Genomic DNA, 17461 nt, shown 5'->3' with positions numbered 1-17461 from the left:
GCGATTTGAAGTACGTAATGATGACGAAAGTGACAAGACATTACGAAGCGGGTATTCCGCCAAGCCAGTCGAGCAAGGATGCCTTGCAGTCCTATCTACACGAGCTGGAAGAGGCCGGGATACTTGTTGCAACCGAGCAGTTATACCCGAGCTCAAGTGGACTTCGCATGTCTTTTCCGAAACGCGGCACCCGGCCAGTACTCGAGTGGGGGCCGATCAGCGAAGTGAAAGAGCTGGTATCTGGGTTTACACTCATTGAAGTAAGCTCAGAAGAGGAAGCGATCGAATGGGCATTGCGCATGCCGGACCCCAATGGCTACGGCGAAGGGGTTATTGAGCTGCGACGGGTTTATGACGAGTCATCGACCTACGCCGATTCTCTCCAGCAAGGCTTGGAGTATGAGCTGCGCAGTCAGATTGGCATGTTGAAGAACAGATAAGGTACCTTGAACCAATGAAGGGAGACAGAACGATGAACCTGGAAGTAACGGAATTTATCGATGGACAAAAAGAACAGTGGAAAGAAGAGCTTTGCGCAAGTCTTCGGGAGGTTGTACATGAAGCAATTCCCGATGTTCAAGAACGAATGCAGTATAAAAAGCCGCATTTTCTTAAAAGCGGCAAGTACGCAGCCGTAATCTCCACTTCGAAAGATGCGGTAAGCTTTACTATTTTCAATACAGCCGGATTCTCACTGCCGGAAGGATTTGATGGGCCACCTGAACGGAAAACGATTAAGCTGCGGCAGGGACAACAGATTGATAGCCAGCAGTTTCTCGACCTGGTAAGTCAAGCGGCGTCGACGTTATAATCAAGCAAGTCTCATAGAGATTACATAATGTAATAATGCTCATATTTCCAGCAAAAGCGAAGGAACGACCGTGTGACAGAATCCAGTCACCCTTGAGGCAGGCTAGGACTATTTCCGTAATTAACTGAAGGTGCTGATAAAGCATATCTTGCAGCGTTTTAAATTGCCAGTTGGAATAAATCATTTCAGGCTGTTTTATTATGGTTGAAATATCCAATTTTATCCTGAGGTGTTTTTGAAATAACGAACAGGATAGTAAAATAAGGATAAATTTTCAGGAGGAGACCTCTTCATTGAGCGGAAAATCCAATCAGGAGATGAGTTCATGATTGTAAAAATGACGCAGTTAAATAAGGACGATTTTAAGAAGGTGAATGAGGGTTTTTTCGTGTCAGGCCGGATTATACCTAAGTACGAAAATGAGATTTGGACTTATACAGAGGAGATTTTTACCGAACCATATTACAAAGAATATGAGGATGAAGAAATCGACATTAGTTATATTGAAGAACCAGACAAAGCTGTTTTCTTATATTACGATGATAAGAATTGCGTCGGACAAATCAAGCTTTGTTTTAATTGGAACGGTTACGCTCTCATTGAAGATATTGCTGTTGCTAAAGATTGGAGACAAAAAGGTATCGGAACCATATTATTGCAAAAAGCTATCGAGTGGGCTATTCAGAATAATCTAGCTGGAGTTATGTTGGAAACACAGGATGTTAATATTTCAGCATGCCGATTCTACGCAAAAAACAACTTTATTATTGGTGGAGTAGATAATATGCTGTATTCAACCTTTCAGACAGCTCATGAAAAAGCGGTCTTTTGGTATTACAAATTTTAACTTTGATGAACTACGGAGGGAGGGAATGTAAATTGGTGAGCTTTGGTACTTTTATTGCCTTTATATTTGTTTCACTCGGCATGGTTTGTTCTCCAGGCCCAAACATGATTTATCTAATTTCCCGTACGATTTCGCAAGGTCGTAGAGCTGGAATCATCTCACTTCTTGGTGTTGTACTTGGATTCGTGATTTACATGGTCGCAACCATGTTTGGTCTCTCGGCACTTTTCATAACGGTTCCGTTTGTTTACGAATTAGTCAAGTGGGTCGGAGCTGCCTATCTGCTCTGGCTCGCTTGGAATGCGGTCAAACCGGGTGCTGCTTCCATTCTCAAGCCCGACACTCTTTCTATTGAACCACCGAAAAAGTTATTTTTCATGGGATTGATGACAAATCTACTGAACCCCAAAATTGCAGGGTAACCCATATAGGGAAAATAAACTGGCAGATGCACACCATACTCCTCCTTTTGTGAGCAGTATATGTAAAATATAGGTGTATGCTCTGAGTTGAATGCCTAATTAGGCTGACGGTACAATAGCTACTAATAAAGGCAGTGGGAGTCTAGGACTTTATTTTTACGTCCGAAACTTCCACTGCCTTTTCATTTGCGATTTGTCTATTATTGTTCTTTCAATACGGTCCAATGCTCATAAGAATGAATCGCTGTTCCCTTAAAGGATGGGTGAACAGACATCAAGTCCGACAGCCGAGACAGCATGAGGTTCATATACGTTTTGCCTTCCTCGAAAAAAGAAATATGATTGCCTTCGTGACTTTCTTTTGTTTCTACAGCGAGCAGTATGCTTTTACCCAGCTCATCAGCCCAGCCTATTTCCTCCGTAACTAAAGCAGTGATGCTGTTCGGTCCCTCGGTTCGATCGCGATAGGACATGATGGTAACATGATCGTGCTTGGAGATTAGCCATTTGCTAAAGGCGGTGGCAGGTTCAGCCTCATCTGGCAAATACACCTTGTCCAGCCAGAACGGAATATCGCAGCCGATCTCCAGACTTGGGTCCTTTTGGACATGTGTTGTATAGGCTTCTACATTTTCCTTCCACTGTCTGACGACGGATGCTTGATCTGTCTTCCATTGCGGCAATAAATAGGGCTCGATGTCGAGATGAATTCCGTTAAATTTTTCTTCATCCCCAGCTGTTTGGTTATAGGCAAGGACCCAGTCAACCAGTGCGAGGATTCTCGGGCGGTTTGCTTCCAAGCCCCATTGTGGACTGCCCCCAAGCGCATGAACGTCAATGCCCGCCTCACTTGCCTTTCGAATAAACGGACGATAGTATTCAGGCTTTTGCGAAAGGTCCATCTGCAAGTATAGGAGGTTTACGCCTTGTTCCTTGCTAAATGAAATAATCTGATCAGGCTCGGAAGCAATCAAGCTCGTATGCCAGATCCAGGTTGCTTTTATTTGCTTGTTTTCTGTGGAAAAGCCTGTCATGAATACGAATAATGTAACGAGAGCCAAGAGCGAAAAGGAACGGGATTTATACTGCACTTACGTTTCCCCCAAGATGTCGAGTAATAGTGACGTCCTCGTATAGGAAGAGGTAGCATTCACTTTATTCATATCGGTCAAGCATGACTTTTTTATAAGCATTTGCTGCGATAGGATCGAAAAATAGGGGGAGAGTGATTCAGCGTGGTTGAGTAGCTCATTTTAATAAAAAATATTTTATTAATTAGAAATTTTTAGTAAAATAACTGCAATGATCACATTTCCTTTTTGGAGGCGATTCTATGCTCACGTTCAAAAGATTTAACCAGTGCACACTAGATGAGGCGGTACAGGCGTACAACCGCGGTTTGAAGGATACTACTTTGATCAATCCAAAACGGCAGACACGCTCTCTCTGAAAATGGGGAAAGAAGAGCTGTCTCCCCTCCATTCTGTCATTGCTTTTATGAACGATGAGCCAGTAGGGATCGTATTAAACGGGATTTGGCAGCGTAACGGCAAAAAGGTGGGGTGGAATGGAGGGACAGGAGTTGCTACAGTCTATCGCAAGCAAGGTGTTGGGCAGGCATTGATGGAGGAGACGCTCCGCATTTACGAGGAGCAGGGGGTAGAGCTCGCGGCACTATACGGGAAAATGAAAAAGCGATTTCGTTGTATGAAAAATTGGGGTTCGAGCTGGTGGATCAGTCGATTTTCCTTGAAAAGAAAGGAGTACTTGGTACGCTATGTGGCGACGATTTTCAGTCCCGCTACCGCATTTTGTACGGGATACCTCATGACGTATACCAATTGTCTTTTTGGACGAATCCGGTATGGGACATACAATGGCAAACGATTGAAAACAAAGAAGCGCTCCTCGTCATCGATCGAGAAGAGCGCGTCATTGGATATGCTTTGTATCGACGGCTTTATGAAGAAAACCAAGCTTTGTCGACGATCCTGCTTTTTCATTGTGAGGCCGATCCACAGCGTCAGGATCATGCCGAAATCGTCCGCTATGCACTGGCCCATGCTTTTGCGCCGCTGGATCAGGAATGCCATCGTTTGACTGTAAATTTGCCAGCAGGCAACCGAGCAGTGGCTACGGCATTGCAAGATGCAGGCTTTACCCGGATGGCAGAGCAAGTATGTATGACAAAAGTGCTCAGGCAGTAAGGTTTGTTCCCACTTTTTCGATTGCATGACAAGGAAACGTAATCGTAAACTGGGTCCCGATAAACGGCTCACTTGTTACCTGAACGGTGCCGCCCATTGAATGGATGACATGATAGGAGTAGGTGAGACCTAAACCTGTCCCGCTTGTTTTGGTCGAGAAATAAATAGAGCCAAGGCGTTGGATTTGCCCCGCATCCATGCCAATTCCATTATCAGTGATCATGAGAATAGCGTTTCCTTTTTCAATCAGGATCGATAGTATGACACGTCCATTCTGTACATCCGCGCAAGCCTCGATCGAGTTTTTGACAAAGTTGACCAGCACCTGCTTGATCTCGTCAGGATTGGCGATGATTGTTACAGGCGTATCGTATATTTGTACATCCAGCTCCACATTATGCATGTTGGCAAAAGGAAGCATGACCTCTTGAATGACATGGAGCTGTTCGGATACATTGATCGGCTCAGAGCGCTCCTGTAGAGGCTTGGAGATGGAAAGGTACTCCGTTAATATGGATTCCGTTCGCTTGATTTCATCGAGGCTGATCTTGATGTACTGTTCGGTTTTGGCACGTTCATTAGGACTCTCCTGCATTAAACGCAAAAAGCCCTTTACCGCAGTCAACGGGTTGCGAACTTCATGTGCGAGTGAGGCAGCGACATGGCTCATGGCCTGGATTTTTTCATTTTGGGCGTGGGCAATGAATAGCTCCTTGTCTGCAATTGACTTGCCAAATAATGACATCAGGAGCCAAATGCCTACCGAGTTTTGGACAGGAATGACAAATACATGATAAGCCAGATGTTTTTTCACATAGTCAGGAAAAAAGATAAAGGTCAGGCCGAGCGCAACAGCTGAAAAAACGATTCCAGCCATGAAAGTAAAAAAAGTTTTCTTATGAGTCTTTTGGTATAGCTTATAGATCACGACAGAGAGCAGAAAGGTGCACACGAGCATGAGAAGGGCGACTCCTGTTCCTTCCCCACCCAAATAACACCGATAGATGATAAACTCGATAAGCAGAATCAGTGCCGTCTGCATGCCTCCATAAACAAGTCCAAAAAACATAATGACATAACGTATATCAAAAATGATGCCGTCAACAACGCTGGACGCAAACGTCATGGCAAGAAAAAGGCTGATCGAGCTGGTTATGAGAATAAAGGCTTTGCTGTAATTTTGGAGCTTGTCTCGGTAATATATGTTGTACAAAACAAACGGAGTAAGAGCAAAGAAGAGCTGTAGAATCACTTCTTTTAGTAGGCTCATTGGACATCCCCATACCAGACTGTTTAGGTTATGTATCTGTTCAAAATATTTCGACAAGACACAACACAAATCCTCTATTTCTTTGGTCATGCTTCTTATTTAGAAAACTTGGCTACACCAAGCCTCGATCTTGTTCAAAACACCCAGTTGACAGATGGGTAATGGAAGGATTATAGTCTGTATATACTAATACAAAACGTTTTGAATATAATAACAACTCTTATCCAGAGAAGGCTGAGGGAATGGCCCTATGAAGCCCGGCAACCTAGCATGTGAGACGTTACTTAACTCTTGCAAGCCAAGGTGCTAACTCCAACAGGTAGATGCTACCTGACAGATAAGAGGCGGGAATCTTGTCGATTGAAGCCTCTTTCATCTGTTGAAAGAGGCTTTTTTGGTTGCTTTCGCACATAGCTTTAGGCGGAAAAAGGGAGACAGAAAAAAGGGGGATCATGGAGATGAAAAAGAAATTAGGATTGGTAAGCTCAGTAGTATTGGCACTGTCGGTAGTGCTGACAGCATGCGGTAGTGGTGGTGCAACAGGTGGCGCAGGCGGAGCGGGTGGCGACAATGCGAAAAAGATCGCACTCATCATGCGCCAAAACGTAGGTACGTTCTCTGCGCAGTACATCAATGGCGTAAAAACAGAGGTAGAGAAAAACGGCGGACAATTGACTGTATTCAACGCGGATACAGACCTGTCGAAAATGGCTTCCAATCTGGATGCAGCGGTAAACCAGCACTTTGATGGAATCTTGATCGACCACGGTACAGCAGAAGCATTGCAGCAAGGTACGCAAAAAGCAATCGACAAGAAAATTCCGGTTGTCCTCTTCGACACCGATATTAAATTGCCAGGTGTGCCAGTAGTAGAGCAGGATGATAACAAGCTGGCAGAGCTGAGTCTGGAGCAGCTGGCAGCAGATAACAACGGCAAAGGAAACATCGTGAAAATCTGGGTAGCCGGTTTTGCCCCAATGGAAAAACGCCAAGTCACGTATGATGCTTTCCTCAAAAAGTACCCGGATATCAAGGAAATTGCTGCTTTTGGTTCAGCAACCAACAATACAGCCTTGGACACGCAAACACAGATGGAAGCGATCTTGAAAAAGTACCCGAACAAGGGCGATATCACAGCTGTATGGGCAGCGTGGGATGAATTTGCCAAAGGTGCTACTCGTGCCATCCAGCAGGCAGGTCGCAACGAAATCAAGGTATATGCCATCGACTTGAGCGATGAGGATTTGCAACTGATCCAGGAGGCAAACTCTCCATGGGCAGCGACCGCAGCAGTTGACCCATCGAATATCGGACGCATCCATGCGCAAACTGTTTTCCAAAAGATCAAGGGCGAGCAAGTACCTGAAAGTGTGAAGCTGAATCCTGTACTGGTGAAGCAATCTGACTTGCCAAAGGATAAAAAAGTAACGATGGGTGATCTGTCCCAATACGTAAGCGAGTGGGGCAAGTAAAAACTGTTACGTGCGTCAGCGAGCGAAAGCAGCCGTGCTCGCATCTGGCATTACCACGATAAAACGATCCTCTAAAACGCGGTCGCTCCCGGGTGAGTTGACCGCTATAGAGGTTTTTTTTTCACGAAGAGCTAACTTTTTTTGAATCGGGGAGGTGCAGCGCATGTCTACCTTACAAATGAAAGGCATTGTAAAGCAGTTTTCTAGCATTCCGGCGCTTCGGTCGGTGCAGTTTGAAGTGAAAGCTGGCGAGGTTCACGCGCTGCTAGGAGCGAATGGGGCAGGGAAAAGCACATTGATGAAGATTCTTACAGGCGCCTATCAGGCGGATGGAGGATCTATTTCCATCGACGGCAAAGAGGTGACGATACAATCTCCGCAAGACGCCAAGGCGCTGGGTATTCAGTGTGTCTATCAGGAGGTCGATACCGCACTCGTCCCTTATTTAAGCGTAGCTGAAAATATTTTGCTGGATCAGCTTGTATCCTCGAAAAAAAAGGGATTCCTCAACTGGCAGAGCTTGTACGCCGAATCGGAAAAGATTTTGCAGGGCTTCGGGTTTTCTATCCCTGTGAAAATGCTGGTGGAGCAATGTACCCTGTCAGAAAAGCAGCTGATCCTGATTGCGCGCGCTACTGTGCAAAAAGCAAAATACGTCATTTTCGACGAACCGACCGCTCCACTCAGCACAAAGGAAAGCGAGCGGCTGTTTCAAATCATCGCGCAGCTAAAAAGCGCCGGAGTAGGGATTATCTACATTTCCCACCGTCTGCCAGAGATTTTTGAAATCTGTGATCGGATCACGATTATGCGAGATGGTCAGGGCGTCATTACGACAGAGACAGCGGCGGCGAGCATGGACGAAGTGATCTCGCACATGCTGGGCAAAAGCTTTTCCGAGGAGTTCCCAAAAGTGGAGGTGCCGATTGGAGAAACCGTTCTCGAGGCCCGGGCTGTGGCCGGCGGCAAGGTGCGCAGGGCCGATTTGCATGTGCGCGAGGGCGAGATTGTCGGCGTAGTCGGACTTGTGGGTGCAGGGAAAACGGAGCTGGCTCGCTTGTTGTTCGGTGCAGACCAGAAGGATTCCGGTGACATCAGGCTAAAAGAACGGCAAGTGCGTATGACTTCTCCCAAGGATGCTGTCGATGCGGGGATCGTTCTCGTGCCGGAGGAAAGACGAAAGGAAGGCATTTTTGTAGAGGAATCGGTCAACAACAACCTGTCGGTAGCCACCTTGACCAGCTTTTCTCCACTTGGCTTTATCCGCAAAGGAATAGAATCCAAGCAGTCAAGAGATTTGGTGCAAAAGCTTGGTGTGAAAACGGCTGATATCGCGCAGCTGGTTGGTCATCTCAGTGGTGGTAACCAGCAAAAGGTCGCGATCGGGAAGTGGCTGAATACCGATTCGAGCATTTTTATATTCGATGAACCGACCAAAGGGGTAGATATTGGCGCCAAAAGTGATATTTATCGTCTGATCGGGAAGCTGGCCGAGCAAAAAAAGGGGATTCTGTATTTTTCCTGCGAGTTTCAGGAAGTGATCGGGATTGCGGATCGTATTCTCGTCATGTTTGAAGGAAAAATCGTCAAAGAGCTGAGTCGCGCCGAGGCGACCCAAGAGCTGATTATGTATTATGCAAGCGGAGGTGAGTAGCGTGGAAGGAAAGAAATTTAGCTTGTTTGACTTTGTTTATAAATATGGAACAGTCGCTGTTATTGTCATCGTTATGCTTCTGTTTAGCCTTACCAATCCGTACTTCTTTACGTATGACAACATTACCGACATTCTGCGCTCCATTTCGATTGTGACGTTCGTTGCGATCGGCGTTACCTTTTCCCTCATTGTAGGGGGATTCGACCTCTCTGTAGGGTCTACGGTGTCGCTCACTACGGTTGTTTCGGCTTCCATGATGGTGTGGTATGAACAGGGTGTCGTAGCGACTTTAGTGATTCCGATCGCACTGAGCCTGCTGGTTGGTTTGATTAATGCCTTTCTGGTTGTAAAGATTCGGATTCCTGATCTGCTGGCAACCTTGGCGATGCTCTATATCGTAAACGGGATTCATATGACTTATTCCAAAGGCTATTCCATTTATGCGAACATGCCGATGACAGACGGTACGACTGCTCCAGGTAAATTCCAGGAATGGTTTCTCTGGCTGGGGCAGGGCAAGATTCTGTCGCTGCCTGTTCCCGTTATTTTAACGTTTTTGCTTGTTGCCATTACTCATGTTTATTTGACCTATACGAGACAGGGACGGATGCTGTACATGACGGGAGGCAATCTGGAAGCGGCTCGTCTGTCGGGTATTCCAGTGAATCGCTATCGGACGCTTGCCTATGTATTGTCGGCTCTATTTGCAGGACTGGGTGGAATGCTGCTCGCAGCACGGATCGGAACAGGACAAGTAAGCAGTGGCGGCTCGATGCTGATGGATGCGGTAGCTGCCGCGTTTGTCGGGTTCTCCGTCTTTGGGGCAGGAAAACCCAATGTGTTCGGAACCTTCGTGGGAGCAATCCTGATCGGAGTCTTGCTGAATGGAATGACGATGCTGAATCTGCCGTATTATGCGTACGATATTATTAAAGGAACCGTGCTTGCACTCGCACTGGCTATTACGTATTATCAGCTGCGTCGGAAAAGAAAGGCGTAGCAGCTTTTTTGAATAGAGAAGATGGACTGTCAAAGGGATCTTTGGCGGTCTTTTTTCAACTAAATCAGAAAGTATAAACTTCACTTATCTGCATCCTGATTTAGCAAGAATAACTATCCGCAAAAACGCGGTCGCTCCTCCTTGAAGAGGCCTCGATAGAGGTTTTCTTATAATATGGTAACACTTTCACTGTTGACATCCCTCTTATATAATACGGTGAGGGGGAATATAAGTGATTCATTATAAGACATACATACGTGGCGAAAATGATGAATGGGTTACCTTTGTTCATGGGGCAGGGGGAAGCTCATCCATTTGGTATAAACAGATCAAATCCTACAAAGAGAATTTCAATATTCTCCTCGTCGACCTGCGCGGGCATGGCAAATCCAAAAACACCAAACGCAAGCTGTTCAAGGACTATACCTTTGCTGATGTGAGCAGAGATGTCATTGATGTTCTGAATCATCTGCGTATACCATCGACTCATTTTGTAGGCATATCGCTTGGAACTATTATTGTTCAGATCATTGCGGAAAAAGAGCCGGAAAAGATACGCTCAATGGTCTTAGCAGGTGCTGTGACCAGACTCAATTTCCGTTCTCAAGTATTGATCACGCTGGGGAACCTGGTCAAGCATATCGTTCCGTACATGTGGCTTTACCGTCTGTTTGCTTGGGTGATCATGCCGAGTGAAAGACATCGGGAATCCCGCTCGTTATTTGTCAGAGAAGCCAAAAAACTGTGCCAAAAGGAATTTAAAAGATGGTTCAAGCTCACGAAAGGCGTCAATTCCTTTTTGCACGCACTGCTAGCAAAAGAGCCTCCGATTCCAACGATGTACATTATGGGTGACGAGGACTACATGTTTTTGCCTTCTGTTCAGACGCGAGTAAGTCAGCGAAAGTATTCAGAGCTGAGTCTGGTGGCGAATTCAGGTCACGTCGTCAATGTGGATCAGCCTGAAGAGTTCAATCGCATTTCGATCGGATTCATTCAAAAACAGGCGAAGCTGCGCCCGGATGTGTATGCGATGAATCTAGCCTAATTGCTTTAAGAGATAACAAGGTACAAGAACCGCAGTGTAATGGCGGGGTATGGGAAGGTATGCTCACTACAATTTTCTTAACAAGCGCAGAGACATGGACCCGGAAGAAGCTGTACAAAAAACGATGAAATACATTCGGAACACCATGACAATTATTGAGAACGGTAGTAGCAAGTAGCATTGTATTTGCGTTACGCGACATATTTGTATATAACAGAAGAAGATAAGTTTTTTCGAGAAGGTGGGAAATAGATGTCGATTCAGAATGAACAAGATTTGATTTGCCTAAAGCGTATTGGGAGAATTGTGGCTGAAGCCAGAGAAGCTATGATTAAGGCAGTACGTGCTGGTATAACGACGAAAGAACTGGATCAGATCGGCAAGCAAATATTGGAGCAGCATGGTGCCGAATCAGCTCCGCGTAAGGAATACAATTTTCCTGGCTACACCTGCATCAGTGTGAATCATGTAGTGGCACACGGAATTCCGGATGGAACTGTACTGAACGAGGGCGATGTCATCAACATCGATGTGTCAGCCGAATTAGACGGATATTATGCGGATACAGGGGCTTCTATCGTAGTCGGTGCTGGTGATGAAAGGAAGCAATCACTGTGCAAGGTTGCCGAGGATTCGCTATACAAAGCGCTGGAGTCAGCCAAGGCAGGCTCCAAAATGAGTCAGATCGGACGCATCGTTCATAATGAAGCGCGGAAAAGTGGCTTTACTGTCGTGAAAAATTTGACGGGACACGGTATCGGAAAAAGTCTTCATGAGGACCCTGACCATATTTTAAATTTCTACGACAAGACGGACAAACGCTTGCTTACAGAGGGGCTGGTCTTGGCGGTGGAGACGTTCATTTCCACGAGAGCGGAGTATGTAACGGATGGACGTGACGGCTGGGCGTTTATTACGCCAGATAAGAGCTACGTCGCACAATATGAGCATACGATTGTCATAACCAAAGACAAACCGATCATCCTGACGGCTTGATGACGGCTGGTAATAGGAAGGGACCTCAGATTACTGGGGTTCTTTTTTATTTGAAAAAGTATTGATAGAAAAACTTGCAGAATAGCCAAAGTTTGTATATGATCTAAATAAGAATATACGTTCGTAATTAGCGGGAGGGATGTTCGAATGAATCGTTGCGGCTGGGTAAACCAAGACCCTTTATATATCGATTATCATGACAATGAATGGGGTGTGCCTATTTACGACGATCGTCTCCTGTTTGAATTTTTAAATTTGGAGGGAGCTCAAGCTGGCCTGAGCTGGTATACCATCTTGAAAAAGAGAGAGAACTACCGGAGGGCATTCGATAATTTTGATCCGGAAAAGATCATTCAGTACGATGAGCAAAAAATGGAGGAATTGCTCCAGGACGAGGGAATCGTGCGCAACCGATTAAAGGTTCGGGCAGTCGTCACGAATGCCAAAGCTTACTTTAAAGTGGTAGAGGAATTTGGCTCTTTTAGCAGCTATATCTGGTCTTTCGTAGGTGGCAAGCCAATCCACAACCATTTCCAGGAAATGAAGGACGTGCCTGCATCTACGGAGATTAGCGACAAGCTGAGCAAGGATTTGAAAAAGCGCGGCTTTACTTTTGTCGGTACGACCATATGCTATGCCTATATGCAAGCAGTCGGCATGGTGAACGATCATATCGTAACGTGTGACTGCTATCAACAATAGGAAGTGTGAGATTAGAGAGGAGGGAATGGCATGAATGAGATTGACCTGCTTATACTGAACTTTGAGGAAGTCAGACGCAGAAGCATCAAAGTATGGAAAAGCATCCCGAACGACCTTTTGAATTGGAAGCCGGATGATAAAGCATTTACGTGCGCAGAAATGATTCGTCATGTGATTGAGGGCGAGTTTCTCTATCACCAGATTTTGATCCATAGAGGAAGTGCGGCATTATCAGCCATTCCCAATCCTTTTGAAACAAAGGAATTTACGACGGTAGAAGATGATTTGCATTTTGCGGCGCCATTTCGAGAAGAGTTTCTGAAGTACGTGAAAACACTGACGAAAAGTGATCTGGAAAGCATTCGGATTGATCGATCCGAGGTCGGGTATGTTCGTACTTTGGGAGACATGCTGCTGCGCATTGCTTATCATGAGTCCGTCCATACAGGGCAGCTGCTGGATTACATGCGCACCATGAAAATTGCCCGTCCGAATATTTGGGATTAATGAGTATACGCGAAAGAAGCTTAGGAAGTGGAGTCAGTCCTTCTGTTGAAAAGACAGCGGGACTGGCTTTTTTTGTTTACTGTGACCGTTGCTGTGGCTCTTTGGATATTTCAAAGAAATGGTAGAAAAAGCTTGAATATGTCAGTTTTGTATGAGATACTTGTACTAATGATACGAACAAACGTTCTTTTTATTCTATACATGGAACACCCGATACATGCCCTTAAGGAGGAAAGATCATGGCACAAATGACACTGATTAGCAAGGATGTACTGATGGAAGCCGTATGCGAAGTGTGCCCGGCTACGTGCTGGGGGAAAAAAGCCCATTGCCAGGTTCATGATATGCATGTCGGAAAGATCGAGGCTTGCCCGGAATGGGACAAGTACATGCAGGACCAAAGCCAAGTAGGGAGTTCGCGGGCAAAACCGACTGCACAACGCGTGAAAACAGACAGCTTTAGCCATATGAGCGAGCTGGAGCCAGCGCTGGATATTGTCCAGAAAACCGAGGATGAGATTCGTGACTATAATTACATGTTGATCGAGGTTGTTCGCATTCAGCGATACTTGCGTGAGGCAGGTGAGGGGATGGTCGGACAGTACGGGATCGAAGCGGCATTGCCAAAAGGAAAGGGAGTTACCGGTGACAAGACACATGCAGAAGTGGCACGCCGGGAACGCAAGTGGAAGAGGCTGCAAAATCTCCAAGAGAAAATCGAACGGATTAACAGGGCAGTGGAGACGATTCCGGGTGAGCAGGAGCGTTTGATCGTCGAAGCGCTTTTGGATGGAGATAAAAACAACCTCATTGCCAAAGAGATCGGCGTTTCCCGACAGCGATATTATGAGATCAAGCGAAGCGCGGTTATAAAAATGGCACGGGCAATGTACGGAAACAAGATTCAACCAACCGGGTAAGACGGTCAGAGGCAAAATATCCAGATTTATAGACAGTCATAGACAGCTTTTCGCAAAGCCAGTTCTCTTGGCTCATTCGCCATCCCGAAGCCGTGTTTATTCATCGCGTACGCATAGCCTAGCTTTTCGTCAGGATCGGCAAAGCAAAACGAACCTCCAGCACCTGGATGACCAAATGCGCTTTCCGTTCGGCCAAATTTCACATCGGAAAATGGCTTCCAAAACCCTAGAGAATAGGCGATATTCATGCAATTTACATGATCGTAGAAGCCGTCCTGCGGGGGAACAGCCGGTTTACGCAATTCATCCATGGTGCAATCTAGCAGCTCTAGCTTCTTGGCAAGACTCGCAAAAGCTCCATAGATTTTTGCCATCGCGCGTACTTGCCCGATTCCGTTTCCAGATGGGAATTCGATAGAGAGCATCGGGCGATGGTTAAAATGCTCGTTTGCAACAAGCCTTTTCGGATCTACCAGGCTTCTCGCGACCAATGAAGTTGGGGTAAGAAAACCGAGCAGCATTTTTCGCGGTAGACGCGTGATGCCTTTTAGGAGTTGAAGCGGATGATTGATTCCTTCAACCGTAGTGATTCGATTGTCTGAAACCTTTGCAGGTAAGCCTATGTAAAATTCAGCTTGCAAAGGTTCTGCTATTTCTTCTTGAAAAAAAGTCTGCAAGGTTCGGCGCTGAGGGTCTACTCTTTTTACTATTTCCCCCATCAATGCCCCAATCGTCCACGCATGATATCCATGCATTTTTCCGACCTCCCATGCGGGTGCACTTGCTGCCAGGAAAGTGGCTAGACGAGCTGTGTCCAGGTCTTCGAAGGTCTGAATCGGAAGGGCGTGGAGTGGGGAGAGACCTGCCTGATGGGCAAGCAGTTGTCTGATCGTTATGTTTTCTTTTCCGTTTTGGGCAAACTCAGGCCAATAGGTGGATACTTTCTCATCGTAGGAAAAATAGCCTTTGGAATGGGCTAGCGCCAGGGAGAGCGCTGCAAAGCCTTTTGTTGATGAGAAGACTTGAACGAGCGTATCCTTTTCCCATACGTCGCGTGTCCGTCTGTTACGATAGCCGCCCCATAGGTCGACGACCACTTCATTATCGATGAATACCGAGACAGCTGCTCCGACTTCACCTCGCTTCGTAAAATTGTTGATAAACTCCTGTCACACGAGTTCGAATCCAGGTGCAACAAATCCATGAATAAGTTCATCTGCTAAAGCAGGCATACGCACTCCTCCAAATCAGACGCATTTTTAAAAAGTTTTCCTGTTTTCAGAAAGTCCCTTTATGATAAAATCAATATAACAAATAAATGACTGAAAATGTGTAAATAGTCAAATTAAAATTGAGGAGATGGCAGATGGCCCGGATTACATCGGAACAGAGACAGAAAATCCAAAACGATCTTCTCTACAAAGGAAAAGAACTGTTTATTCAGTACGGATTTTTTAAGACAAGCATTGATGACATCGTGCAGGCGTGCGGCATTGCAAAAGGCTCATTTTATACCTATTACAGCTCAAAGGAAGAGCTGTATTACGCGGTCCTGAGAAAAGAAGAGGCAATAAAGAAGGAAATCATCGGAGAGATCATGCGGGAGACGCTGCCACCAAAAGAGCTGCTCGTCCGCTTTTTTGAAAAATCGTGGCAGGCGATTGAGGGGAACCCTTTTTTGCAGAGTTTGTACCAGCGCGGAGAGTTTGAGCGGATTGTGTCACGTCTTCCGCAAGAGCTGTTAGACAAGCATGCTCGTGAGGATCTTGAGGAATCGGCGGAGTTCGTGAGGTGGCTTCAGGCAAAGGGGATTACCGAAACCGATCCAGAAGTGTTGATCGGGCTTTTCCGTACCGTTATTCTCATTCCTTTGCATCGCGCAGAAATTGGGGAAGAGATTTTTCCTAAAATGATGGCAAAGATGATTGCGTGTTTGGCGGAAGGCTTGACGAGCGAGTCATGAGAGAGGACTGACAGTGGTTTACACAACCTGACACTCACGTAAAATTATCCTTTATTTACCATTCAGGAGTTATACTTGAGTCAAGCGAAATGAATAGAAGAGAGCAGCACAAAGCCATCCGGTATGTTAGCCGGGTGGTTTTTTTGTACAGACAGGAAGTGCTTGGCGAGCAAGGAAAAAGGCGATAGAGCCGCATATATTGCGAGTTGAAGGCGTATGTCCACTCGCTCCTTGCTCGGCTGGCATGACTCGCTAATTCGGTCGAAATGAAAGGAGAACATGTAAAGTATGGGGATAATGGTCAACGCATCTACACCTGGTGATTCTTTTGCAAACGCAATTGTTGTTTCCGGCACCTCAGGAAGCGGAACGTTAAGCGACACAAAGGACCTGTTTTTCAAGTATACAGCTCCTCGTGCTGGTAGCTTCACTTTCAGTACTGCTTCCGGGTTCGATGCCTATCTGCAGGTTATCGACACAAACCAAGTAACAATTATGGGCGCAGACGACGATGGTGCAGGCGGAAATCAACCAAAAGTGACGGTCCCTTTAACTGCAGGGAAGGTCGTGTTTTTGAAAGTTTACGGGTACAACCATTTGGCAGGGAAATTCGGTCCGGTAACGTTGCGAATTGCGGAGCCTTCTACCGGTAATGCTCCAGGAGCGGTTTCTATGTCAGTGGGGACTCCAACTGCCAATTCGTTGACACTGACGTATTCTTCAACGGGTGCAACCTCCTATGATATTTACCGCAACGGCGTTTCTGTAGCAGCAGGACGCACTGCAACCACGTTTACGGAAACAAATCTGTCGCCTAATACCACATACACCTATTATGTAACAGCTCGTAATGCATACGGGTCAGCTTCCAGCCTAAGCAAGGCAGGGACCACCCGCGTCAATACTGGCCCCGATCCTGTTACGATCTTCGAAGGGTTTGAAGGAAGCACTTATAAGTTTACATTTACCGGGGATTGGGCTGATTCGAAAGTCGAAGCGTCTACCGGGACATGGAGTCGCAAGAGTAAAGCCATCACACACAAGGAAACATCGACAATGCAGTTTAAAGTGTCCATTCCAAACAAGTATGCGCAAACACCAACGTTGAAGTTCGATTACTTCGTCAGCTCCGAAGCGAATTACGACTATTTGGAGGTACTGCTCGACGGAGTAAGCAAGCTGAAAGCATCCGGTGAAACAGGGTGGGTGAAAGATTATACGGTTGCGCTCAGCACAGGGGAACAAATGGTGACGTTTAATTACGTCAAGGATAGCTCCACATCAAAAGGGCAGGATTGTGCTTATGTGGATAATATTCGGGTTAGTTATTGATAGGGGTGGCAGGTGATGGGATTCCGAATGGGGTCTTTTATTGTTTTTGAGGATTTGTTTAGGAATCGGGCTTGTATTTATTTGGGTAGTCCCTTTATCATGACATAAGTTTACACAAGCTTACACCAATTTAAAAAATCCATTAATTACCATTTATTGTTTTATAATTAAGTCAAGCGAAACACATAGACGAGTAGCAGAAAGCCATCCGGTAAAATGCCGGGTGGTTTTTTTGTGCCAGTCACCTAGAGACGCAAGTTTTTGCTCATTACGTTTATGGAGAGGGGGTGATTGTATTCGAGATATGAGT

The 17461-nt window shown here is 45.9% G+C and carries 17 protein-coding genes, 3 pseudogenes and 1 riboswitch; of the genes and pseudogenes, 16 read left to right on the top strand and 4 right to left on the bottom strand.

Annotated features, from left to right (window positions below; genetic code table 11):
- Nucleotides 1-5 precede the first annotated feature (5 nt).
- Entirely contained in the window at nt 6-440 is a 435-nt protein-coding gene (locus SB752_RS16550) for a YciI family protein (protein WP_410716716.1), read from the top strand.
- Nucleotides 441-472: 32 nt separating this feature from the next.
- A complete protein-coding gene (locus SB752_RS16545) occupies nt 473-811 on the top strand; it encodes a DUF1801 domain-containing protein (protein ID WP_410716715.1) in 339 nt (112 codons plus the stop codon).
- Between the two features lie 82 nt (nt 812-893).
- Here the strand turns inward: SB752_RS16545 and SB752_RS16540 are convergent.
- Nucleotides 894-983, bottom strand: a pseudogene (locus tag SB752_RS16540) (glycosyltransferase); the annotation flags it as partial.
- A gap of 153 nt (nt 984-1136) precedes the next feature.
- Between SB752_RS16540 and SB752_RS16535 the strand changes: the two are divergent.
- Nucleotides 1137-1658 (top strand): GNAT family N-acetyltransferase, encoded by a 522-nt coding sequence (locus tag SB752_RS16535; RefSeq protein WP_410716714.1) that lies wholly within the window; start codon nt 1137-1139, stop codon nt 1656-1658.
- Nucleotides 1659-1690: 32 nt separating this feature from the next.
- Nucleotides 1691-2074 (top strand): annotated as a pseudogene (locus SB752_RS16530) (LysE family translocator); the annotation flags it as partial.
- Between the two features lie 206 nt (nt 2075-2280).
- Here SB752_RS16530 and SB752_RS16525 read toward each other — a convergent pair.
- A complete protein-coding gene (locus tag SB752_RS16525; RefSeq protein WP_410716713.1) occupies nt 2281-3171 on the bottom strand; it encodes a hypothetical protein in 891 nt (296 codons plus the stop codon).
- Nucleotides 3172-3532: 361 nt separating this feature from the next.
- On the opposite strand from SB752_RS16525, the pseudogene SB752_RS16520 reads away from it, so the two are divergent.
- Both SB752_RS16520 and SB752_RS16515 read left to right on the top strand, forming a co-directional pair.
- Nucleotides 3533-3736 (top strand): annotated as a pseudogene (locus SB752_RS16520) (GNAT family N-acetyltransferase); the annotation flags it as partial.
- Between the two features lie 74 nt (nt 3737-3810).
- Nucleotides 3811-4287, top strand: coding sequence for a hypothetical protein (locus SB752_RS16515; RefSeq protein WP_410716916.1), 477 nt, complete (start codon nt 3811-3813; stop codon nt 4285-4287).
- Here SB752_RS16515 and SB752_RS16510 read toward each other — a convergent pair.
- Nucleotides 4277-5557 (bottom strand): ATP-binding protein, encoded by a 1281-nt coding sequence (locus SB752_RS16510; protein ID WP_410716712.1) that lies wholly within the window; start codon nt 5555-5557, stop codon nt 4277-4279. The genes SB752_RS16515 and SB752_RS16510 overlap by 11 nt on opposite strands.
- A gap of 217 nt (nt 5558-5774) precedes the next feature.
- A riboswitch (SAM riboswitch) is annotated at nt 5775-5901 on the top strand.
- 114 nt (nt 5902-6015) lie between these two features.
- Between SB752_RS16510 and SB752_RS16505 the strand changes: the two genes are divergently transcribed.
- The 8 genes from SB752_RS16505 to SB752_RS16470 all read left to right on the top strand — a co-directional run bounded on the left by SB752_RS16505 (nt 6016) and on the right by SB752_RS16470 (nt 13856).
- Nucleotides 6016-7029: a sugar ABC transporter substrate-binding protein gene (locus SB752_RS16505; RefSeq protein WP_410716711.1), complete on the top strand. Its 1014-nt coding sequence runs from the start codon at nt 6016-6018 to the stop codon at nt 7027-7029.
- Between the two features lie 163 nt (nt 7030-7192).
- On the top strand, nt 7193-8683 hold the full coding sequence (locus tag SB752_RS16500; protein ID WP_410716710.1) for a sugar ABC transporter ATP-binding protein: 1491 nt from the start codon (nt 7193-7195) through the stop codon (nt 8681-8683).
- A gap of 1 nt (nt 8684) precedes the next feature.
- Nucleotides 8685-9683, top strand: coding sequence for an ABC transporter permease (locus tag SB752_RS16495; protein WP_410716709.1), 999 nt, complete (start codon nt 8685-8687; stop codon nt 9681-9683).
- Between the two features lie 232 nt (nt 9684-9915).
- On the top strand, nt 9916-10731 hold the full coding sequence (locus tag SB752_RS16490; protein WP_410716708.1) for an alpha/beta fold hydrolase: 816 nt from the start codon (nt 9916-9918) through the stop codon (nt 10729-10731).
- Between the two features lie 252 nt (nt 10732-10983).
- Nucleotides 10984-11727, top strand: coding sequence for a type I methionyl aminopeptidase (map, locus tag SB752_RS16485; protein WP_410716707.1), 744 nt, complete (start codon nt 10984-10986; stop codon nt 11725-11727).
- A 147-nt stretch (nt 11728-11874) separates the two neighbouring features.
- Nucleotides 11875-12429, top strand: coding sequence for a DNA-3-methyladenine glycosylase I (locus tag SB752_RS16480; RefSeq protein ID WP_410716706.1), 555 nt, complete (start codon nt 11875-11877; stop codon nt 12427-12429).
- Nucleotides 12430-12459: 30 nt separating this feature from the next.
- Nucleotides 12460-12936, top strand: coding sequence for a DinB family protein (locus SB752_RS16475; protein ID WP_410716705.1), 477 nt, complete (start codon nt 12460-12462; stop codon nt 12934-12936).
- Between the two features lie 254 nt (nt 12937-13190).
- On the top strand, nt 13191-13856 hold the full coding sequence (locus SB752_RS16470) for a hypothetical protein (RefSeq protein WP_410716906.1): 666 nt from the start codon (nt 13191-13193) through the stop codon (nt 13854-13856).
- A gap of 26 nt (nt 13857-13882) precedes the next feature.
- Here SB752_RS16470 and SB752_RS16465 read toward each other — a convergent pair whose 3' ends face one another.
- Nucleotides 13883-15016 carry a serine hydrolase domain-containing protein gene (locus tag SB752_RS16465; protein ID WP_410716905.1) on the bottom strand — a complete coding sequence of 378 codons (1134 nt, stop codon included), beginning with the start codon at nt 15014-15016 and terminating at the stop codon, nt 13883-13885.
- A 206-nt stretch (nt 15017-15222) separates the two neighbouring features.
- On the opposite strand from SB752_RS16465, the gene SB752_RS16460 reads away from it, so the two are divergent.
- Entirely contained in the window at nt 15223-15819 is a 597-nt protein-coding gene (locus SB752_RS16460; protein WP_410716704.1) for a TetR/AcrR family transcriptional regulator, read from the top strand.
- 288 nt (nt 15820-16107) lie between these two features.
- Complete coding sequence (locus SB752_RS16455; protein WP_410716703.1) at nt 16108-17151, top strand: hypothetical protein; 1044 nt, start codon at nt 16108-16110, stop codon at nt 17149-17151.
- The last annotated feature ends 310 nt before the right edge of the window (nt 17152-17461 follow it).

This window comes from Brevibacillus sp. SIMBA_040 (assembly GCF_046535075.1).
Classification (GTDB): Bacteria; Bacillota; Bacilli; order Brevibacillales; family Brevibacillaceae; genus Brevibacillus.
Note: the sequence above shows the minus strand (reverse complement) of the source record. Positions and strands in the feature narration are given on the sequence as shown.